General features: G+C 72.3%; 19 protein-coding genes. 4 read left to right on the top strand and 15 right to left on the bottom strand.

What is annotated here, in order from left to right; genetic code table 11:
* Positions 1–23: 23 nt before the first annotated feature.
* From ACWEVS_RS17970 to ACWEVS_RS17955, 4 genes are all read right to left on the bottom strand, one after another.
* Positions 24–941 (bottom strand): ABC transporter ATP-binding protein, encoded by a 918-nt coding sequence (locus ACWEVS_RS17970; protein WP_452552393.1) that lies wholly within the window; start codon positions 939–941, stop codon positions 24–26.
* A gap of 166 nt (positions 942–1,107) precedes the next feature.
* Positions 1,108–4,605: a carboxypeptidase regulatory-like domain-containing protein gene (locus ACWEVS_RS17965; protein WP_452552391.1), complete on the bottom strand. Its 3,498-nt coding sequence runs from the start codon at positions 4,603–4,605 to the stop codon at positions 1,108–1,110.
* A gap of 119 nt (positions 4,606–4,724) precedes the next feature.
* Entirely contained in the window at positions 4,725–5,447 is a 723-nt protein-coding gene (locus ACWEVS_RS17960; protein WP_452552389.1) for a response regulator, read from the bottom strand.
* Positions 5,444–6,664, bottom strand: coding sequence for a sensor histidine kinase (locus ACWEVS_RS17955; protein WP_449921819.1), 1,221 nt, complete (start codon positions 6,662–6,664; stop codon positions 5,444–5,446). The genes ACWEVS_RS17960 and ACWEVS_RS17955 overlap by 4 nt, the downstream gene beginning before the upstream one ends.
* A gap of 461 nt (positions 6,665–7,125) precedes the next feature.
* On the opposite strand from ACWEVS_RS17955, the gene ACWEVS_RS17950 reads away from it, so the two are divergent.
* A complete protein-coding gene (locus ACWEVS_RS17950; RefSeq protein WP_452552388.1) occupies positions 7,126–8,286 on the top strand; it encodes a serine hydrolase domain-containing protein in 1,161 nt (386 codons plus the stop codon).
* A 482-nt stretch (positions 8,287–8,768) separates the two neighbouring features.
* Here the strand turns inward: ACWEVS_RS17950 and ACWEVS_RS17945 are convergent, their stop codons facing one another.
* From ACWEVS_RS17945 to ACWEVS_RS17910, 8 genes are all read right to left on the bottom strand, one after another.
* Positions 8,769–9,191, bottom strand: coding sequence for a hypothetical protein (locus tag ACWEVS_RS17945; protein ID WP_449921815.1), 423 nt, complete (start codon positions 9,189–9,191; stop codon positions 8,769–8,771).
* A 40-nt stretch (positions 9,192–9,231) separates the two neighbouring features.
* Positions 9,232–9,756 (bottom strand): DoxX family protein, encoded by a 525-nt coding sequence (locus tag ACWEVS_RS17940; protein ID WP_452413616.1) that lies wholly within the window; start codon positions 9,754–9,756, stop codon positions 9,232–9,234.
* Between the two features lie 52 nt (positions 9,757–9,808).
* The gene (locus ACWEVS_RS17935; RefSeq protein ID WP_452552386.1) at positions 9,809–10,981 is read right to left on the bottom strand and encodes a nitroreductase family deazaflavin-dependent oxidoreductase; all 1,173 of its coding nucleotides are present in this window, start codon (positions 10,979–10,981) and stop codon (positions 9,809–9,811) included.
* 95 nt (positions 10,982–11,076) lie between these two features.
* On the bottom strand, positions 11,077–12,159 hold the full coding sequence (locus ACWEVS_RS17930) for a CU044_5270 family protein (protein ID WP_452552384.1): 1,083 nt from the start codon (positions 12,157–12,159) through the stop codon (positions 11,077–11,079).
* Complete coding sequence (locus tag ACWEVS_RS17925; RefSeq protein WP_452552382.1) at positions 12,156–12,728, bottom strand: RNA polymerase sigma factor; 573 nt, start codon at positions 12,726–12,728, stop codon at positions 12,156–12,158. Before ACWEVS_RS17925 ends, ACWEVS_RS17930 begins: the two co-directional genes overlap by 4 nt.
* 121 nt (positions 12,729–12,849) lie before the next feature.
* Positions 12,850–14,004, bottom strand: coding sequence for a serine hydrolase domain-containing protein (locus tag ACWEVS_RS17920; RefSeq protein ID WP_449921807.1), 1,155 nt, complete (start codon positions 14,002–14,004; stop codon positions 12,850–12,852).
* Positions 14,005–14,567: 563 nt separating this feature from the next.
* Positions 14,568–15,047 carry a Clp protease N-terminal domain-containing protein gene (locus ACWEVS_RS17915; protein ID WP_354915765.1) on the bottom strand — a complete coding sequence of 160 codons (480 nt, stop codon included), beginning with the start codon at positions 15,045–15,047 and terminating at the stop codon, positions 14,568–14,570.
* Between the two features lie 2 nt (positions 15,048–15,049).
* On the bottom strand, positions 15,050–15,280 hold the full coding sequence (locus ACWEVS_RS17910; RefSeq protein WP_354915768.1) for a hypothetical protein: 231 nt from the start codon (positions 15,278–15,280) through the stop codon (positions 15,050–15,052).
* 180 nt (positions 15,281–15,460) lie between these two features.
* Between ACWEVS_RS17910 and ACWEVS_RS17905 the strand changes: the two genes are divergently transcribed.
* Positions 15,461–16,144 carry a haloacid dehalogenase type II gene (locus ACWEVS_RS17905; RefSeq protein ID WP_452552380.1) on the top strand — a complete coding sequence of 228 codons (684 nt, stop codon included), beginning with the start codon at positions 15,461–15,463 and terminating at the stop codon, positions 16,142–16,144.
* On the opposite strand, the gene ACWEVS_RS17900 is transcribed toward ACWEVS_RS17905, so the two are convergent.
* On the bottom strand, positions 16,110–16,766 hold the full coding sequence (locus tag ACWEVS_RS17900) for a TetR/AcrR family transcriptional regulator (protein WP_452552379.1): 657 nt from the start codon (positions 16,764–16,766) through the stop codon (positions 16,110–16,112). The two genes, ACWEVS_RS17905 and ACWEVS_RS17900, sit on opposite strands and share 35 nt — an antisense overlap.
* Before the next feature lie 71 nt (positions 16,767–16,837).
* Here ACWEVS_RS17900 and ACWEVS_RS17895 point away from each other — a divergent pair, with 71 nt between their 5' ends.
* Entirely contained in the window at positions 16,838–17,272 is a 435-nt protein-coding gene (locus ACWEVS_RS17895; RefSeq protein WP_452552378.1) for a hypothetical protein, read from the top strand.
* A 9-nt stretch (positions 17,273–17,281) separates the two neighbouring features.
* Here the strand turns inward: ACWEVS_RS17895 and ACWEVS_RS17890 are convergent, their stop codons facing one another.
* Together ACWEVS_RS17890 and ACWEVS_RS17885 are read right to left on the bottom strand one after the other, a co-directional pair.
* Complete coding sequence (locus ACWEVS_RS17890; RefSeq protein WP_449921796.1) at positions 17,282–17,779, bottom strand: hypothetical protein; 498 nt, start codon at positions 17,777–17,779, stop codon at positions 17,282–17,284.
* Between the two features lie 90 nt (positions 17,780–17,869).
* Positions 17,870–18,355: a MarR family winged helix-turn-helix transcriptional regulator gene (locus tag ACWEVS_RS17885; RefSeq protein WP_449921794.1), complete on the bottom strand. Its 486-nt coding sequence runs from the start codon at positions 18,353–18,355 to the stop codon at positions 17,870–17,872.
* A gap of 91 nt (positions 18,356–18,446) precedes the next feature.
* Between ACWEVS_RS17885 and ACWEVS_RS17880 the strand changes: the two genes are divergently transcribed.
* The gene (locus tag ACWEVS_RS17880; RefSeq protein WP_452413630.1) at positions 18,447–19,292 is read left to right on the top strand and encodes a haloalkane dehalogenase; all 846 of its coding nucleotides are present in this window, start codon (positions 18,447–18,449) and stop codon (positions 19,290–19,292) included.
* Positions 19,293–19,403 lie beyond the last annotated feature (111 nt).

Genomic DNA, 19,403 nt, shown 5'->3' with positions numbered 1-19,403 from the left:
GGGTCTCCCTGGGGAACGGGTGGTCAGGGGTGGAAGGAGCGGCCGGTCAGGGCCACGAACGCGTCGTCGAGGGTGCGCTTGTCGATGCGCAGGTCGGCGACCAGGACGTGGTTGCGCGCCAGGGTGGCGGTGACGGCCGTGGCGAAGTCGCCCCGTCCGGTGACGACCACCTGACCGCCGTTCCTGGACACGCCCGAGACGCCGGGCAGGCCGTCCAGCAGGACCGCCGGGTCGGTGGCCTCGCCCGCCATGAGCGTGAAGCGCATCTGGTGCTCGGCGTCGGTCGCGTCGATCAGGCCGGCGGGGGTGTCGAGCGCGACGACGGAGCCGCGGTCGACGACCGCCACCCTGTCGCACAGCTCCTCCACCTCGTCCATGAAGTGGCTGACCAGCACCACGGTCACGCCCGACGCCCTGACCTGCTTGATCAGCTCCCAGGTGGCGCGGCGGGCCTGCGGGTCGAGCCCCGTGGTGAGCTCGTCGAGGAAGGCCACCCGGGGGTTGCCCACCAGCGCCAGCGCGATGAACAGCCGCTGCTTCTGGCCGCCCGACAGCTTCCCGAAGCGGGTGTCGCGCTTGTCGGCCAGGCCCCACTCCTCCAGCAACCGCCGCCAGTCGCGGGGCTCGGCGTAGAAGGCGGCGTAGAGGTCGAGCGCCTCCCACACCTTGATGTTCTCCGGCAGCTGGGTGTGCTGCAGCTGGACGCCGATGCGCTCCCGCAGCCGGCGGCCGTCCTTGACCGGGTCGAGCCCGAGCACTCTGATCGACCCGCCGTCGGGCCGCCGCAGGCCCTCCACGCACTCCACCGTCGTGGTCTTGCCGGCTCCGTTGGGGCCGAGGATGCCGAAGATCTCGCCCTCCTCCACGGAGAACGACATCCTGTCCAGGACCGTCAGGTCCGCGTACTGCTTGGTCAGGTCGTTGACCTCGATGACTGCCATGCGAGAAGCATGATCCGCCGCGCCCGGCGGCGAATCGGCCGCGCGGCCACGATCACCGGCCGATCCTGCTGATCCGCGAATCCACCGAACGGTGGATGGCGGACCGCGCGACCGGCCCGGTAAGCGGCCGCGGCCCCCTCCGGGCGGAGGAGGCCGCGGCGTCATGTCACGGCTTGTCGGGCCGCTCCGAGATGCGGACGAAGCTGACGATCGGCGCCCCCTTGCGTGCCGCGAAGCGCACGTTGAGCTGGCCGTCGGTCACCTTCACCGTGTGCTGCCTGGTCACCGCGGTGTACGTGCCGGCCTCCAGCGCCAGGTCGAGCGCCGGGATGGCCAGCTGGCCCTCGACGATCACGTCGAAGACGCGCTTGCCCATCGCCATCGACCTGGTCTCCGCGAAGCCCAGCTCCACGGTGTACGTGCCGGACGGGACGTTGTCGAAGCGGTACTCCAGCATGTTCTCCCTGACCCGGCGGAACAGCTCCTGCTCGGTCGTGCCCTGGATGGTCCTGGTCGTGGAGTGCGTCGAGGAGGAGGTGGCGACGTAGCCGTGGGCGCCCTGGGCGTACTTCCGGTCGGCCGTCCAGGAGTCGCCCTCGCCGTCCACCAGCGCCTTGGCGCCACCCGCGTCCACGGCCACCTGGAGCTTCGGCACCGCGACCGTCACCTTGATCTCGATGACCGGCTGCCGGCCGCTGGCCGAGCGGACGGTCAGCGTGCCGGTCCTGACGCTGCCCGGCTGGAGCCCGGCGCCGGAGGCGGTGATCTTCAGGGCCGCCGACTGCCCCTTGGCCAGCTCGCCCGCGGCCGGGGTGACGGAGAGCCATGCCCCGTCGGCCGTCGTGGCCGTGTAGGCGGTGGGCGAGCCCAGGTTGGTCAGCTCCACCGTGCGGGTCCTGCTCGCCCCCGCGGGCATCACCACGGTCACCTCGGCCACCGAGGCGCTCACCCGCCCGGTGACCAGCGCGGTGTCGATCCTGGTGAGCGTGCCGGGCGCGATGGTGACCTGCTTGGAGAAGGTGCCGTAGTGCTCCCTGGAGACCTCCACCGTGTAGTCGCCGGCAGGGACCTGCCCGTAGAAGGTGCCGTCCGCGCCGGTGGTGAAGGTCGCCACGTCGCCGATCCTCACCTGCGCCCCGGCGAGCGGGTCGCCGTCGTTGGCGTCGGTGACGGTGCCGATCGCCAGGCCGTGCCTGCTCGGCGTCACCGTGAGGCTCTGCCCGTTGACGAGCGCCGCGGCGTTGTAGGAGTACAGCAGGGCGTCGGTGCCGCCCGCGTTCTCGATGCCGACGGTGGCGCTCGACCCCTGCGCCCGCTCGCTGTCCACGTCCTTGTAGCGGTAGCCGATCGAGCCGTCCTCGCCCAGCACGACGGAGAACGACATCCGCTGGGTGGTGTCGGAGTAGAAGGTGACGTTCCGCCACTCGATGACGAAGCTCCTGCGGGGAGCGGTGCCGCTCGTCGCGGTGTGGACGCCCGCCTGGGCGTCCACCACCAGGTCGTCCCAGAACGGGTAGACCGCCAGGTTGGGCGCCGTGGTCGTCGGGAGGGTGCCGTTGCTGCCCGAGGTGGCCCGGTCGGTGGCGAAGGTGGCGAAGCCGTTGGTGGTCACCCACGCGCGCGACTGGCCCGTGCCGTAGTAGGGGACGGTGAACGGCAGCGTCACCTGCGTCGCCTCGTCGTCGCCGGTGAGCGCGAGCTTCTCGGTGCCGGCCACGTAGGCGTCGGAGCCGCTCCTGCAGGTGTAGCCGAAGTTGTCGCCGCGCAGCGGCAGCTCGATGTCCTTGGTCACGTCGCCCGCGACGGTGACCTCGGCGGTGGCGCCGCTGGAGCAGCGCGAGGCAGGGGTGACGGTGAGCTCGTAGCTGCCGTGCGGCAGCGTCAGCCGGTATCTGCCCGACGCGTCGGTGACCGCGCTGACCGGCGTGCCCCGGGCGGCGACCGTGGCGCCCGGCTCGGGAGTGCCGGCGGTGGTGACCGTACCGGAGACGACGGCCGAGGCGGTCGGCGTCAGCGTCACGTCCGTGGTCGTGCTCTGCTCGGCGACGACCGTGGCGGTCGCGGTGGCCTCGCCGTAACCGAACTTGGTGACCGTGATCCGGTACTCGCCGGGCACCAGGCGCGGCAGGGTGTAGGCGCCGTCCTGCCCGGTGGTGACCGTACGGCTCAGCGGCCCCGTGACGGCGACCGTGGCGCCCGCGACCGGCGCGCCCTCCGCGGTGATCGTGCCCTTGAGCCCGCCGAGCCCTTCGCGTGGCGCGGCGCTGACCGCGGCGAAGGCGTCGAGCCGGCCCTCGCCCCACACGTTGTTGTCGGCCGCGGTGCCGCCGCAGGTGGTGTCGTTGACGTCGATCGCGGTGCTGTCCAGCAACGGCCGTGTCGCCGCGACGTCGCCCTGCAGGCGCGGCGAGGCCGACCAGATCAGCGCGACCGTGGCCGCCACGTGCGGCGAGGCCATCGAGGTGCCGGTGAAGGCGCTGTAGCCGCCGCCGGGCACCGACGAGCGGACGTTCACGGCGGGCGCCGAGATGTTCGGCTTGATCTCGCCGTTCTCGCCCTCGCCCCTGCTGGAGCGGTTGTAGACGACGTTGTTCACGTCGAAGCCGCCGGTGCTGTAACCGGCCACGTACTGGCCGGGCGAGCCACTGGTACGGCAGGCGGGCCCCTCGTTGCCGTTGGCGAACATGGGGAAGATCCCGGCCGCGATCCACGCGTCGACCGTCGCCTTGTACCAGGGGTCGAAGCCGGGCCCGCCCCAGGAGTTGTTGACGATGTCCGGGGCCAGGTCGGGGCGCGGGTTGGCGCCGGTCAGGTCCGTCGGCGCGAGCACCCACTGGCCGGCCGCCAGCAGCGAGGCGTCCGTGCAGGTCTGGCCCTCGCAGCCCTTGGCCGCGATCCACGTGGCGCCGGGCGCGACCCCGATGCCCGAGGCGCCCACCATGGTGCCCATGACGTGGGTGCCGTGGCCGTTGTTGTCACACGGGGCCGGGCTGGGGCAGACCCGCGCGGGGTCGAACCAGTTGTAGTTGTGGTCGTAGCCGCCGCCCGGGATCCTGCCCCGGTACTGCGTGGCGATCTCCGGGTGGTCGAACTGGGCGCCGGTGTCGATGTGCGCGACGACGACGCCCTCGCCCCTGGTGCCCAGCTCGTTCCAGACGCGGGGGGCGTTGACGCGGTCGACGTTCCACTCGACGGCGTTGACCTTCGCCTCCGCCGTACCGGGGACGGGCTTGGGCAGGGAGAGCGTCCTGACCGGCTCGATGGCCGTGACCTCGGGCAGCTCGGCGATCTCGGCGGCGAGCTTGGCGTCGGCGGTGACGACGACCGCGTTGACGATCCAGAAGGGGGTGAACTCGGCGTCGCGGGCCTCGAGCAACTTGCGGAGGTTCGCCTGGGAGGCCCTGGCGTGCTGCGTCTTGGCGGCGAAGACCTGCCTGGCCTTGTCGACCTTGGTGGTGGCCCGGTGCGCGGCGCTGAGGCCGGCCTCGCCCTTCAACCGCACCCAGAACCTGGCCTTGTCGTCCTGGGACAGGTCGGCGCGGACGGCTTCGCTGATCTTCTGTGGCTCCGGTGCGGCGTGCGCGACGCCGAAGGGGAGAAGGAGGGCGAGCATCGCGAGGATCCCTAACAGGATCGCTCGCCGGTGCCGGGGGGACTGGGTCACGGGCGCTCCTAGGCGATCTTTACCTCCATGTGCACGAAGCGTGACCCCCGTCAGTCAGCTTTTCAAGAGGTCAGTGCGGCATATGTGGGAAATGTGACCTATCGGATGTGGGGGTCCGCTCAGCCGCCGTCGAGGAGGCCGCACTCGTGCGCCAGGATGGCCGCCTGGACGCGGTTGTCCAGGCCGAGCCGGGTGAGGATGCGGTTGACCCTGCTCTTCACCCCGGCCTCCGACAGCTTGAGGCTCTCGGCGATCCGGGCGTTGGACAGGCCCCTGGCGACCAGCACGAGCACCTCCAGCTCCCGCCGGGTGAGGCTGTCCAGCCGTCCCGCGCCCTCGGCCGGCGCCGGCCGGGCCAGCAGGGCGGGCGGGATCGCGGCGAAGGCGCCGATCAGCCGCTGGGTGACGGCGGGCGCCAGCATGGCCTCCCCGGCGGCCACCACCCTGATGGCGTGGGCGAGCTGGTCGGGCGAGGAGTTCTTCAGCAGGAAACCGCTGGCCCCGGCGCGCAGCGCGGCGTGGACGTACTCGTCGAGGTCGAAGGTGGTCAGCACCAGCACCCTCGGGGCCGGACCCGGGTGCGGCCAGGCGCCCACGATGCGTCCCGTGGCCTCGATCCCCGTCATGCCGGGCATGCGCACGTCCATGAGCACCACGTCAGGCCGCAGCTCGACGGCGGCGGCCACCACCTGCTCGCCGTCGGCCACGTCGCCGACCACCTCCAGACCCGGCCGCCGGTCCAGCATGGCGCGCAGGGCCGCCCGGACCAGATCCTGGTCGTCGGCGATCAGCACCCGGACCGTCGTCACACCGCCCGCGGCCGCGTCTCCCGCGGTCGTCACGCCGCTCCCTCCCATCGGAAGGTCGCCAGGATCTGCCAGCCGCCGTCCGGGCGAGGACCGGCGCCGAGCGTGCCGCCGAACAGCGCGACGCGCTCCCGCATGCCGATCAGTCCCAGCCCCGAGCCCGTCATGGGCACGTGCCCCGGCGGACCGGGGGCGTTGGCGACCATCACGACGAGCTCCTCTCCCACCTGCCGCACCTCGACGCGGGCCGAGGTGGGGCCCGCGTGCTTGAGGACGTTCGTCAGCGCCTCCTGCACCACCCGGCAGGCCGACACCTGGACGGCGGGCGGCACCCCGCCCTCCCCGTCGGGACCGATCTCGACGCTCACCTCGACCTCGCCGCCGGCCGCCCGCGCCGCCGACGCGAGCCGGTGGAGGTGCCGCAGCGACGGCTCCGGGCTGAGCGGCCCCGCCGCTCCCGCCTCGTCGTCCGCCAGGAGCTTGAGCATTCTGCGCATCTCCAGCAGCGCCGTGTCGGCGGCCGTCCCGATCCCCGCCATGCCGCGGCCCGCCAGCTCGGGATCGTCGGTCAGCACCTCGGCCGTGACCCGCGCCTGCATGGCGATGGCGCTGACGTGGTGGGCCACCAGGTCGTGCAGGTCCCTGGCGATGCGGGAGCGCTCGGCGGTCACCGCCCGCGCGGCGCTCACCTCCTGCTCGGCGCGCAACCGCGCGGTCAGCTCCAGCAGCGTGGCCGCGTCGGCGCGGATGTGGCGCTGGGAGCTGCCCAGCAGCCACACCCCCCACAGCAGCCCGATGACCAGCAGACCCTCCACGAACCCGGGGCGCAGGTCGGGCGGCAGCGGCATGCCCGCCAGCGGTCTGAGCACCACATCGGGCGCGAGCACCACGACCACCCCCGCGCCGACCGCCGCCAGGCTCGCCGGCGGGGACGTGTAGCGGGCGACGGCGTAGACGGCGAACCCCACGGACAGGCCGTCGCGGAACCCGATCATGGGATCGGCCATCTCGAACGCCATGTAGGCGACACTCACCACGGCCATCACGAGCCACGCCCGCGACCTGCGCCACAGCAGCGGGACAGCCTGCGCGAGCAGCAACGCCCCTACCACGGCCGTCCTGCCGGGATCGTCGGGAATCCCGACGCTCACTCTGACCAGCAGCACCTCCGTGGTCAGCGCGGCGGCGAGCATGACGTCGGCCACGCGCGGGTGCTCGGCGAACCACCGCCGCGCGGCCGGGATCCTCCCCATCACCACGCCACCTTAGAGCGGGGGAGGGCGTGTTCCCGCCATACGCATCCAAAGTTGCCCGTACGGCCCGCAGATCCTCCCTCCGGTCGACGCCGGAACCCCGCTCACGGCCGATCACCTGGCCGTTTCCCTTTTCTAGGGTCGTATCGCGAACCCCCGACGGAGGGCCTTCCCCGGCTCTCCCCGGCGTCCAGCGCCTTCACGGCACCGGCCGTCCCGGGCCTCCACGCGATCCCGGGGCTGCCGCGGGCAGTCCCCGGCTTCCGCGGACGGTCCCGGGGCCTCCTCGGGTTGTCCCCGGACTTCCGCGGATCGTCCCGGGGCTTCCGTGGGCGGTCCCTGGACTTCCGTGGATCGTCCCGGGGCTTCCGTGGGCGGTCCCGGGCTTCCTCGGGTCGTCCCGGGGGCCTCGCCGGGGCTTCGCGGAAGTGAACCACAGATCCGAACACCCAGGAGAACACATGCGTCACACACCCCGCGCCGCGCTGCTGACCGCCGTGGCCGCGGCCGTGCTCGCCACCGCCCTCCCCGCCGGCGCCACCGCCACGCCACGGTACGGCCAGGCCGACCTCCAACGCGACGTCGACGCGCTCAAGAAGATCGGCACCATCGGCGTGCAGGCCCGGGTGGTCACCCCGACCGGCGCGAACCTGGTGGCCACCAGCGGCACCGCCGTCCACGGGACCCGGCGCCCCGTCCCCGCCAACGGCTACCTGAGGATCGCCAGCACCACCAAGACGTTCGTGGCCGCCGTGGTCCTGCAGCTCGCGGCCGAGGGCAAGCTCTCCCTCGACGACACGGTGGAGGAACTGCTGCCCGGAGTCGTCCAGGGCAACGGCAACGACGGCAGCAAGATCACCGTCCGCCAGCTCCTCCAGCACACCAGCGGCATCTACGACGCCTACCCCGCCTACGCCTCGGTCGAGGAGCTCCTGGAGCACCGGTACGACCGGTTCACCGAGGAGGAGATCGTCGCCAAGGCCGTGAAGCACAAGCCGGACTTCGCGCCCGGCACCGCCTGGCGCTACTCCAACACCGGCTACCTGCTGATCAGCATGATCATCAAGAAGGTCACCGGGCGGGCGTGGCACCAGGAGGTCGCCGACCGGATCAGCCGGCCGCTCGGGCTGCGCCGTACCGTGTGGTCGGGCACCTCGAACGACGTCCCGCACCCGCATGCCAGGGGCTACTTGATCATTCCGCCGGCCGCCCCGCTGGACGTCACCAAGCACTTCGACGGCGACGCCGCCGGCGGCCTCATCTCCACCACCGCCGACACCAACCGGTTCCTGCGCGCCCTGCTGGGCGGCACGCTGGTGCCCGCCGAGCAGCTCGCCGAGATGAAGAAGACCGTCAGGGCCCCCGCCCACGAGGCGGTCTGGCCCGGAGCCCGCTACGGCCTGGGGCTCAGCTCGCGGCCGCTGTCGTGCGGGGGCGTCTACTGGCACCATGGGGGCGACGACTACGGGTACAAGACGCGGACCGGGGTCACGGCGGACGGCCGCCGCAGCGTCGTGGTGTCCATGAGCACGCAGCTGGGCGACCAGCGGTCCATGGCGCAGGAGAAGGCCGCGGGCGACCTGATCGACCGGGCCCTCTGCGACCGCTCGACGGCCTCCTGAGCCCCACCCACCCTTCGCCCGGCCCCTGCACCCGACCTCCACCGGAGGCCACCGGCCCTCCCGGGGGTCGCCGGCCCTTCAGCGGGGGTCGCCGGTCCTCCGCGGGAGGTCGCCGGCTCCCCACAGGAGGTTGCTCGATCTGCGCGGTAGTTCACCGGTCCTCCCCGGGGGTCGCCGGTCCTCTCAACCGGTGCTCGCCGGCTCCCCGCGGGAGGGCTGGTCCTCCACGGGAGGTCGCTCGCGCAGGACGCCGAGATCGCCGACGTGTCTGTCCGCTGGGCGCCCAGCGATCCGGACGGCCGGCGCGCCCACGACGACTTCACCCGGCGGGACGGCCGGATCGTCAGGGTGGAGCTCCAATACGTCCCTGACCTGCCGTCCAGCGGAGAACCTGCCGTCCAGCGGAGAACCTGCCGTCCAGCGGAGAACCTGCCGTCCAGCGGAGAAGCTGCGCGCAGGTGGGGCGGTCGGAGGGCCGTGCCTCAGTCCGGCGCCCAGTACCTCTCGAGGAGCTGCTCCAGGTTCCGCACGACCGGGCTCCAGCTGGTGGTCAGCGTGTAGCGGCTGGCGCGGTGACCCTTGTAGCTGATCGTGTACTTGATGAAGTCGGCCCCCTGCGGCTGCGCCTCGGAGCGGCCCAGGCGCAGGCGCTTCAGGTGGCCGCGAAGTGCGGCGACCTCCTTCTTGGTCAGGCACTTGTCGACGGTCGGCCCGGTCCTGCGGCTCAGCCGTACGCACCCGTTGGTGTAGACGGTCACCCGGTCGTCGAAGCCCGCGAAACCGCCCTGCTTGCGGAGCGCGACGAGCACCTTCGTCTCGACGTCCGCCGCCTGGGCGGGCTGCGCGGAGGAGAGTCCCAGGGACAGCAGGAGCGCCGGGAGAAGCGCGATTCGCCAGATCCTCATGACCGTTTGACGTATGAGATCGGCGAACGGCTCACCCGATCTACGGATTCTCCGCCTCGCCGGCCTGGTTCTGCCGGCGCAACGAGAGGACGACCGCCGCGCTGCTGACGCCGAGAACCAGCGCCACCATCCCCCAGGTGAGCCCCTTGCGCTCGACGCCGAGTATCGCGTCGACCGACAGGCTGCCAGGGCCGTGCACCGCCAGCGCCGTCGCGGCCGTGCCGAGCACGAGCGGGTACTCGAACCCGCCGTGCTGCGCCCACAGCCCCTGCGGCAGGTGGGCGGCGACGATCGCGTTGGTCATCGTGGCGATGAGTCCGGCGGCCGACACCGGTGTGGCCGCGCCCAGGGCGATCCCCGCGCCGGAGCCGAGCTCGCCGAGCCCCGCGACCGTGCCGACGAGCTTGCCGTGCGGGTATCCGAGCGCGGTCATCACCTCGCCGGTCTTATCGGGGCCGCCGCCGTCGAACCAGCCGAACAGCTTCTGCGCGCCGTGCCCCATGAGCAGCAGTCCGGCGGGCACGCGCAGCAGCAGCACTCCAATGTCCTCGGCCTTCACCTTCATACGACGTTCTTACCCGGCTGGAGCAGGCATTATGAGTGGATCGAATTCTGGATCAGCTCTTCTTGCCGTCAAGGCGCTCGAGGATCACCAGCGGGATGTCGCGAGCGGATTTCTCCTGGTAGCTGTCATAGAGCGGAAAGATCTCCGTCATCCGCTCCCACAGCGGCCCCTTCTCCTCGGCGGTGGCGAGACGGGCGCGGGCGGTGAACTTCTCCGCGGCGACCTGGACGTCGACCTCGGGATCCGCGATCAGGTTGAGATACCAGGCGGGGTGCTGGGCCGACCCGGCGTTCGAGGCCACCAGCAGGTAGCGGTCGCCGTCCTGGCCGTAGATCAGCGCGGTACGGCGCCGCTTGCCCGACCGGCGGCCCCGGGTGGTGAGCAGCAGCGTCGGCCAGCCCTGGTACAGGTGGCCACGGGCGCCGTCGGACTCGACGTAGGCCTGGATGTGCGCGGCGACCCAGCCGGTCGGGTTGTCCACGACCTCGTCCTGCGCCCCGACCTCATCCTGTGCCCCGACCTCGTCCCGGGTTCCCGTCTCGTCCTGGGTCCCCGGTGCGGGCGTGGACAGGCTGCGCAGCAGGCGGTAGCGGGTGAAGCCGCCGCTCGTCACCCCCGGGAACTCCCTGACCAGCCGCCACCCGGGCGACGACCCCACCGTGCCCTGACCGGAGCCCTCGACGGCGTCGCGGTGCGCCTGCTCGTCGGTCCACTCCGCATAGGCGAGCGCGCGGGTGCCGTCGGTGCTGACGTGGAAGTAGCCCGAGATCCCGCCCGGCGCGGGTGCCGTCTCGCCGTCCAGCGCGGCCAGCACGGTGTCGACCCAGCGCCACTGCCGTTCCGGGTCAGGGCCGTCGAACCCGACACCGGCCGCCACGAGAATCCCGGGGGACGGCGGGCCGTCCTGCGGGGGAGACGGCACGCCGTTCTTCGGGACGGCGCGGTAGAGCCGGTACTCGACCGGCTCGGCACCGGTGGCGCCGGCCGTGAACTCCCGGTCGGCGCCGCCGTCCGCCCACTGGGTGTAGGTGAGCACCTTCTCCCCGTCGGTGCTCGCGAAGGCGCTGAAGGAGAGGAGCCCCTCCGGCCAGGGCCCGCGCTCCAGGCCGGCGACGGCCTGCTCCACCGTGGCGCGGTGCTGAGCGGGCGACTCCGTCACCAGGACGGTGCCGGCGTCGGGGCGGGCGATGTCGGGCCACTGGTCGGCGGTCGGCTGTTCCGGCATGGCGATTCCTCCGCGAGTCAGGTTCAGTACGGCGTCGCGAGCGGCGACGGCCACGCCGGAAGTCTGAAACCTGAAGCGGGGTTCAAGTCAAGCGGTCACGAGCGGTTCGCGGGAAGCTCGGGCGACTCGTCCGTCCAGCCGGTCTCCAGGACGGCGCTCCACCCGGCGGGCCGGAGGTCCGAGCAGCCCTGCGAGCCGGCCGACCTGTTCACCGACAGCAGGCGACCGGCGTCCTTGTCGAACAGGAGCTGCAGGTCGGTGCCGTAGCCGGGCTCGCAGGTCCGCAGGGCGACCCCGTCCGCGGCGCGGCCGAGCGGGTCCCGCACACCGCCGAGCGAACGCACTCCGGGAAGATCGGCCATCATCCGGAACAGCCCCGCCCTGACACCGGCGGGTGCGGGCAGTTCGAGCAGCAGTTCGGCCGCCTGCTCGACGAGAAGCTGGGTGCGTCGCGGCTCGCTGACCCCGTCGCCCTGCCACTGGATCAGCACCCGCTTCAGCTCCTCCGGATCGGTGGGCAGGCGCTCGATCTCGGCGACGCTCACCGCCTTGCCGTTGATGTTCGGCCAGCTCGACCCCGGCTCGGCGAAGGAGTTGAGCCGGCTGGCGTAGGGGGTCTCGCCCGTCGGGTCGGACAGCTCGCGGTTGCCGCGGGCACAGACGAAGTGCTCCTGCGTCGAGCTCCACACGCCGTCCTGGGGCGGCGGGGCCCCGTCGACGGCCGCCACGCGGGTCCAGGAGTGGACGATCCACCAGCTCGGGTCCTCGGGAGACCGCGCCACCCACGTCTCGTCGCGGCAGACCCCCTGCGTCCGCCTTTCAGAGAAGCGGGCACCGGAGTTCACCCCGCGGGTGTGCCAGTACCGTCCCGCGGTCTGGGGCGTCTTCATGGTCTGCTCCGCCGCGGTGAGCAACATCCCCCGCACGGCGGGATCCACGCCCTGGTCGCCGGCCGTTCCAGGGGTCAGGACCACGACCGCCGTGAGGCCCGCGGCCAGCGCCCCGGCCGTCAGCCCCCACCCCATCGTGGTACGGCGCCGCCTGGGCGCGGCCACCTTCGCGGGCGGCCGTACGGCCGCGGCGGCGATGATCCGCTCGAGACGCGCGGGGTCGTCCGGCGGCGTGAGAGCGGCGGGACGGGCCTTCGAGAGCCCCTTCATCACATCGGTCCTGCTCATCGGGTTGCCTCCTTCGTGACTGCGAGCGGCTCGGGGGAGAGGGGGAGGGCGGTGCCGGCGGTCGAGCCGGACCTCGGGGCGAGCGCGCGCTCCAGGCGGCGCCGGGCCCGGTGCAGCCGGACGAAGAACGTGGCGGTGGAGCAGCCGACGACCTTCGCCGCGTCCGCGGCCCGCAGGCCGTGCCAGGCGACCAGGGTGAGCACTTCGCGGTCGTCGTCGGAGAGCGCAGCCAGCCCCCGCAGGTGTGCTGCCCTCTCGGTCACCGACTCCCCGATGTCGCCCGCCGTCAGCTCCTCGGCCGAGACCCACGCCGACAGCTCGGCCTCGAGCGACTGGCGGCGCGCCTCCGCCCGGTACGACTCGCGCAGGACGTTGCGGGCGACGCCGAGCAGCCAGGGGAGCGCCTGGGCCGGCACGTCGTCGATTCGCTGCCACGCGACGCAGAACGTCTCGCTCGCCACCTCCTCGGCGAGCTGCCGCCCCGCACGACTGACCGCGTACGCGTACACGCTCGCGTAGCAGGAGTCGTACAGGGAGGTGAACCGATCCCGAGGATCAGGTTCGGTCATGTGTCGTTCCTTCCCTTCGGTGGGCCGTCACTAGGGAAGTGGTCGAAACCCGCTCCTTCTTACAGCCCCGCACCGAGCAGAACGGCGGGACCGGGTCGCGTCCCCGGTCCCGCCGCGGTGCCTACGACCGCCGGGAGGCGCCGCCGGGGCAGAACTCCGCCTCCAGCACGTCGGTGAAGATGCCGAGCGGGTCCTTCCACGGGCCGCGGGCCCAGTCGCCGTTGACGTTGGTCGCGAGCACGCGGCTGCCGTCGCGGGTGCCGTACGTGTACGACCACGAGCCGAAGATGGCGCCGCCCATGCCCCAGACAGTCGTGCCGCACGGCAGTTTCATCGAGGAGACGCCGAGGCCGTAGGCGGTGCCGGGGATCCAGTCCTTGGTCGGGACCGTGGTGAACATCTCGCGCTGCTGGGCCGGCGGCAGGAGCCGGCCGCCCAGCAGCGCGCGGAAGAACCGGTTGAGGTCTCCGGCCGTGGAGATCATGCCGCCGGCCGCCCAGAACGGGGAGGTGTTCAACTCGGTCACGTCGTAGATCTTGGCGTCGGGTTCGGGCGAGTTGAGCCTGGTGTAGTGCAGGGAGTGCGGCCCGCGGATCGTCAGGTCGTCGGCGCGCGGCAGGTACGTCCCTGACAGTCCGAGCGGGCCGGTGATCCGCTGGGCGATCTCGTCGGCCAGCGTCCTGCCGGTCGCCCGCTCGACGACCATGCCGGCGAGCACGTAGTTGGTCTGGGAGTACCCCCAGCTCGTGCCGGGCCGGAAGACGGGCGGGTGGGTCATCGCGATGCGGACGAGCTGCTCAGGGGTGGGGTACTCGTGCTGGTTCACCGCCGCCTGATCCTGCAGGTAGTCGTGGATCCCGCTGGTGTTGCCGAGCAACTGCCTGAGGGTGACCGCCGCGCCGTCGTGGCCGTTGCCGCGGACCAGGCCGGGCAGCCACTTCTCCACGGTGTCGTCGAGATCGAGCCTGCCCTCGGCGGCGAGCCGAAGGACCACGGTGGCCACGAACGCCTTGGTGGTGCTGCCGATGCGGAAGCGGTCCTGCGGACGGCGCTCCCTGCCGGTCGCGGTGTCGGCCACGCCCGCCGTGCCGTACCAGCGCTGCCGGCCGTCGCGGATCTCGGCGAGGATGCCGGGAACGCCGCCCTCGGTCACGGCGCGGTCGAGCACGCGCTGGACTCCGGCGTGGCCGGGCTCGGCGGACGCGGCGTGGGGCATGGCACCTGCGGCGACCATGGCCCCGGTGATGAGCAGCAGGCCGGTGGTGCGTGTGAGCATGAGGGTGTCCTTCGGGGTCGCGCGGGCCGTGCCAGGGCGGCACGGACCCGCTCGTGGATGAGTGTTTTCGAGATGCCGCGCCACGGAACGCGCGGCGGCACTACTCCGGGGGTACGGCCCGGCGTACGGCCTTGCGCACCGGCCGATGGGCGCGGGGGAGCGAGGCCCGGCGTAGGGCCTCGCCCGCTGGGCGATGGGCGCGGAGGAGTGCGGTGGCCCGGTGTCCGGGTGGGCCGCCCGCGAGGTGGGCGTGCCGGGACCGATCGGGAACACCGGCGATGCCGAGGTTCCCGAGTCCCGAGGTTCCGAGGTTTCGGGCGACGCGGATAGCCGGGATGCCGGATGCCGGGTGTTGCGCGCGTGCGGGATGCCGGATGCGGCGTGATGCGCGCGTGCGGGATACCAGGGATGCGGTTGCGGAGATGCGGTTGCCGGGATGCAGGGGATGCCGAGAATGCGAAAGCGCCGAGGGTGTGTGGGGGCCGGTTCGGCCCGTGGCGCGTCAGGCGGTGTGGCGGAAGGGCCCGCCGGAGCGGCCGTTCGGCCTCAGCCGCGCCCGCCGGTCAGGTGGTCTCGGTGGTGAGCGTCTGCAGGACGCGGTCTTGCAGGCCGGCGCGGTCGACGCCGGCCATGGCCAGCGCCCTCGGCACGATGCCGACCTCGGCCCGCAGGATCGCGAGCAGCAGGTGCGCCGGTCGCAGGTCCTTCTTGCGGTGCGAGCGGGCGATCCGCTCGAGCGCGAGCTTGGCCGAGGCCCCCAGCTGTGTCGGGCGTTTGGCGGCGGGGCTCGGCCGGGGAAGGTCGAACGACGCCAGGGACACTCCCGCCCCGCCCAGGCTGTGCTCGAACTCCCGGTCGAGCGCGTCGCGGATGGCCTGCCGGTCAAGGCCGGCCTCGGTCAGCGCCTGCCGGGTGGCGCTCTCCGGCTCGCCGGCGATGGCCAGCAGGAGGTGGTGGGCCTCGATGGTGGCCGACCTGTCGGCGTGGGCTTCGGCCGCGCCGTTCTCGATGATGGTTTGAAGGTACTTGTCGAAGGTGGACATCGTCAGCGTCTCCTGAGCGTGACGCCCGCGGCGATGAGCCGCTTGGCGTGCTTCTTGTGGACGGCCTGGCGTGTGACGCCGAGCGCCTCGGCGACCTGCGGCCAGCTCCAGCCGGCGCGCATGGCCTGCTCGACGGCGGCGTCCTCGATCTGGTCGGCCAGGCGCCGCAACGCCGCCACGGCCGCCAGCGCGTCGGCGGGGTCCTGGGATGAGGGGATCTCGGCACCGGACATGTAAGCAACTCTAGTTGACAAAGGTGGGCTAGTCAACGCGAGTTGCTTATCTCGGGTGGGGTCGCGCCCGCCGCTTCGTGACGCCGCGCGCCGTACCGGGAATGGACTGACGTGGGCCTGCGCTCGCCCGCGCGCCGCCGCGATGACGGCGGCCCGCTCGCTTCGCCCGGAGGAGGAGCCATGACCGACGGACCGCGGACGAGACCGCATGTCGTGATCTTCGACGTGAACGAGACGCTCACCGACATGGACCCGCTGCGCGCCCGCTTCGAGGACGTCGGGCTGCCGGGGCACCTCGTGGCCACCTGGTTCGCGAGCGTGCTGCGCGACGGGTTCGCGCTCACCGCGGCCGGCGGGTACGCCGAGTTCGCCGCGATCGCCGCCGACGTGCTCAGGGGCCTGCTCGCCGGCCGGGACATCGACGCCGACGCGGCGATCGAGCGGATCCTTCGCGCCTTCACCGAGTTGCGGCTGCATCCGGACGTCCCCGACGGCATGCGGATGCTGCGGGACGGCGGCATCCGGCTGCTCACCATGACCAACGGCGCCGCCGCGACGATCGAAGGGATCCTGGCGCGCGAGGGGGTGCTGGACCTGGTGGAGGCCAGGCTGGACGTGAGCGGCCCCCGGGTCTGGAAGCCGGCGCGCGCCGCCTACGAGTACGCGGTCGACCGGGCGGGGGTGCGGCCCGAACAGGCGGCCCTGGTCGCGGTGCATCCCTGGGACGTCGACGGCGCCATGCGGGCCGGCCTGGGCGGTGCCTGGCTGGACCGGCGCGGCATGCCGTACCCGAGCGTGATGACCGCCCCCAGCGTGTCGGCCCGCGACCTCATGGCGCTGGCGGCGATGTGGACGGGCGGGTGACCGTTCCGGTCTCCGGCCTGGCGGTGCGGGCGCCGTTCAGCAGATGCCGGATCGCCCGCGAGTACTCGTCCCTGACGCGAGGCTTGTCCGCGTCGGAGGCCTCGGCCAGGGCCATCCCCGCGGCGCCGAGAATGTGGAAGCTGATGCGGGTCATCGGCTCCAGCGGCAGCGGCGGGACCTCGCCGCTGTCCATGAGGCCCCGGATGAGCTGCCCGATCAGCCCGTAGGCGTACTTCTCCTCGTACTCCTTCCATCGCTGCAGTCCCAGCGCGCGGGGCGCCTCCTGCCAGACCACGCGCCCGTAGTCGGGGTCGCAGCAGTGGTCGAGGAACGCCTCAACGGCCGCCATCGCCGCCTGCCAGGGGTCGTCGGCCCGCGCGCTCGACTCGATCACGCGGTGGATCATCTCGGTCTCCAGCCTGTCGAGCACCGCCTCGAACAGCGCCATCTTGTTCGCGAAGTGGTGATAGACCGCGCCGCGGGTGGCCTGGATGTCGGCCGCGACGTCCTCAAGTGCCGTCCCGGCGAAGCCCTGCTCGGCGAAGCGGCGCCGGGCCGCTTCGAGAAGAGCGGACCGGGTCTCCTGCGCGTACTGCTCCCGCCGGCCCTTGACAGATGACATGCGCCGAGCATACGACATACACTGTGTATGTCACCGACACAGAGTAGGTCGAGGCCATGTCATGGGATCGGGTGCGCCGTCGTCATCAGCTGGTCCATGCCGTACTGGCCGAGGTCGCGGCGACGGGGCAGCCGGTCGTGCCCGCCGCGCTGGCGGCGGAGGTGACCGCCGAGTTCGGTGAGGTCGAGGAGTTCCTGCGCGAGGTGCAGCGCCGCTGGTACCGGGCCTTCGACGCCCGCCTCGACGCCGTCCTGGAGGAGTGGCCGCGCGACATGCGCGCCGCTCTGTTACAGCTCTGGCGCGAGATCGCCGCCGCCATGCCGGAGGCGAGATTCCTGCTGGACGCGCACGCGGGGCATCCGGCGCTCGCCGTCCTGGACGCCCAGCACCGCCGCCGGCTGCGCGCCGCGACCGGCGTCGACCTGGACCTGGCCCTGGACCTGGCCCGGCCCGCACCGCCAGCCCGGCGGTGCGCGCGGTGGTCCCCCTTCGCCGCCAGCTGGTGAGCCCCGTCTCTAGAGGCACCACCAGCAGTAGATGAGCTGCCCGTCCGCCTGCGCTCGCCGGGCGAGCTCCCGCAGCTCCCCGATCAGCGTGACCAGGTAACCGGTGTCGGGCGGCGTGAAGAACTCCTCGATCCGCCCCCACCGCTCGGCGAGGTCCGCCAGGCGGGCGTCGGGAACGCCGGCCAGCGTGTCACGCACGTCGGCGGCAAGCTCCTCGATGCCAGGCCCCTCCATGTACGGCGAGTCCTCCGGCAGCGCTTCCCACTCCTCAAGACTCTGGGGCCCGGCCTCCGGCGGCGGATGGAGGGTGGTCGTCCGTACGAGATCCACGCTGAACGGGACGTCCCTGATGAGCGCGACGAGCTGTCCGAGGACGGTCGCCGGCTCGATCCCCTTGGCCTCGACCGCGTCGAAGGCGGGGCTCCCGGCCATGGCGCGGCCCCTGTCCGGGTCGGCCACGGCGGCCTGCCTGCCGGCCGCCCGGTAGTAGTCGTACAAGATCCCCAAAGCGATCCTCCGGCTGCTGTCGCCTCGCCTTCTCTGGCAGACGGCAGCCTAGTGGATTCGCTCATGTGTGCGAAAGTCGCTTCGTTGGGATCAGGTGTCGTCGGTGGTCCGGGAGTGGTGGGCGATCAGGCGGGTGAGGAGGTCGGCCAGTTGCTCGCGCTCGGCGGCGTCCAGGGGGGCGAGCAGGTCGTCCTGGAGGGTGGCGAGCAGGGTGTCGAGGTGGTTCAGCTGGTCGCGGCCCTTGTCGGTCAGGGTGATGACGTTGCGGCGCCGGTCGTTCGCGTCGGGGGCGCGGTCGACCTGGCCCCGCTCGGCGAGTTCGTTGATGACGGCGACCAGGTCGCTGCGGTAGATGCCGGTGCGGCGGCTCAGCGTGGCCTGGCTGGCCGGGCCTGACTCCTGGAGGGCGGCCAGGACGGCGTAGTGCCACTTGCGGGCGTCCGCGGTGGCCAGCCCGGCGCCCACCAGCCGGTCGGCGTGCGCAGCCGCGAGTGACAGCAGCCGGCTCGGTGTCCGCCGCAGCCGGGCGGGGGTGGCCGGGTCGTCGCCGTGATGCCGCATGTCGCTGGTGGTCATGCCGACGATCGTAGCCCCTTGCGTTAGTCGCCCTAACGATATAAATTCGTTCGTGTCATAAACGTTTGCCACACTAACGATTGGTGCGATCATGCCTTCCATCGACGTCCTGGACTCGACCATCCACTACGAGGACACCGGCAGCGGCCCAGTAATCGTCTTCCTGCACGGCAACCCGTCCTCGTCCCACTCCTGGCGCAACGTCCTGCCGGCGATCGGCGGGCCCGCCCGCCTGCTGGCCCCCGACCTGATCGGCATGGGCCGGTCCGGCAAGCCCGACATCGCCTACACCTTCGACGACCACGCGCGGTACCTGGACGCCTGGTTCGACGCCCTCGACCTGCCGGACGTCGTGCTCGTCGGACACGACTGGGGCGGCGCCCTGGCCTTCGACCACGCCACACGCCATCCCGAGCGCGTGCGCGGCGTCGCCTTCTTCGAGACCATCGTCCGCCCCATGTCCTGGAGCGAACTGGCCGACGGCCCCCGCGACCGCGCCGAGGCCATGCGCTCACCCAAGGGCGAGGACCTGGTCCTCGACCGCAACTTCTTCATCGAGACCGCCTACACCGGCGGCGTCCTCACCCCGCTGAGCCCGGAGGAGCTGGCCCCCTACCTGGCCCCCTACCCCACCCGCGAGAGCCGCCGGCCGGTGCTGCGGTGGGCCCGCTCGCTCCCACTCGACGGCGAACCCGCCGACGTGGCGGAGCGCGTCACCGCCTACGACGCCTGGCTGGCCGCCAGCCCCGAGGTGCCCAAGCTGCTGCTCACCTTCGACTCCTCGCCCACCCTTCTCATCACCCCGGAGGTGGCCGCCTGGTGCGAGGACAACATCGCCGGCCTGGAGATCGAGCACATCGGGCCGTCCGGCCACCACGCCACAGAGGACCAGCCCGAGGCGATCGCGGCCGCGATCACCCGTTGGGCGCTCCGCTAGATGACTGATTCCAAGTCGTACGGCTGAGCGTCAATGGTCGTAGGCGGTGAGGGATCGGGCGGTGGGCCGGCCGGTCTTGTCGTTGTGCCAGATCGCGGTCGTCAGAGCCAG

It is taken from the genome of Nonomuraea sp. NPDC003754, assembly GCF_053605785.1.
This window is presented reverse-complemented; position numbering and strand designations above follow the sequence as displayed.

What these genes read in the sequence shown, in the direction of transcription:
- ACWEVS_RS17970 (WP_452552393.1), bottom strand. Translation starts at nt 941, where the DNA reads ATGGCAGTCATCGAGGTCAACGACCTGACCAAGCAGTACGCGGACCTG.
- ACWEVS_RS17955 (WP_449921819.1), bottom strand. Translation starts at nt 6,664, where the DNA reads ATGGGGAGGATCCCGGCCGCGCGGCGGTGGTTCGCCGAGCACCCGCGC.
- ACWEVS_RS17950 (WP_452552388.1), top strand. Translation starts at nt 7,126, where the DNA reads ATGCGTCACACACCCCGCGCCGCGCTGCTGACCGCCGTGGCCGCGGCC.
- ACWEVS_RS17945 (WP_449921815.1), bottom strand. Translation starts at nt 9,191, where the DNA reads ATGAGGATCTGGCGAATCGCGCTTCTCCCGGCGCTCCTGCTGTCCCTG.
- ACWEVS_RS17940 (WP_452413616.1), bottom strand. Translation starts at nt 9,756, where the DNA reads ATGAAGGTGAAGGCCGAGGACATTGGAGTGCTGCTGCTGCGCGTGCCC.
- ACWEVS_RS17935 (WP_452552386.1), bottom strand. Translation starts at nt 10,981, where the DNA reads ATGCCGGAACAGCCGACCGCCGACCAGTGGCCCGACATCGCCCGCCCC.
- ACWEVS_RS17930 (WP_452552384.1), bottom strand. Translation starts at nt 12,159, where the DNA reads ATGAGCAGGACCGATGTGATGAAGGGGCTCTCGAAGGCCCGTCCCGCC.
- ACWEVS_RS17925 (WP_452552382.1), bottom strand. Translation starts at nt 12,728, where the DNA reads ATGACCGAACCTGATCCTCGGGATCGGTTCACCTCCCTGTACGACTCC.
- ACWEVS_RS17920 (WP_449921807.1), bottom strand. Translation starts at nt 14,004, where the DNA reads ATGCTCACACGCACCACCGGCCTGCTGCTCATCACCGGGGCCATGGTC.
- ACWEVS_RS17915 (WP_354915765.1), bottom strand. Translation starts at nt 15,047, where the DNA reads ATGTCCACCTTCGACAAGTACCTTCAAACCATCATCGAGAACGGCGCG.
- ACWEVS_RS17910 (WP_354915768.1), bottom strand. Translation starts at nt 15,280, where the DNA reads ATGTCCGGTGCCGAGATCCCCTCATCCCAGGACCCCGCCGACGCGCTG.
- ACWEVS_RS17905 (WP_452552380.1), top strand. Translation starts at nt 15,461, where the DNA reads ATGACCGACGGACCGCGGACGAGACCGCATGTCGTGATCTTCGACGTG.
- ACWEVS_RS17900 (WP_452552379.1), bottom strand. Translation starts at nt 16,766, where the DNA reads ATGTCATCTGTCAAGGGCCGGCGGGAGCAGTACGCGCAGGAGACCCGG.
- ACWEVS_RS17885 (WP_449921794.1), bottom strand. Translation starts at nt 18,355, where the DNA reads ATGACCACCAGCGACATGCGGCATCACGGCGACGACCCGGCCACCCCC.
- ACWEVS_RS17880 (WP_452413630.1), top strand. Translation starts at nt 18,447, where the DNA reads ATGCCTTCCATCGACGTCCTGGACTCGACCATCCACTACGAGGACACC.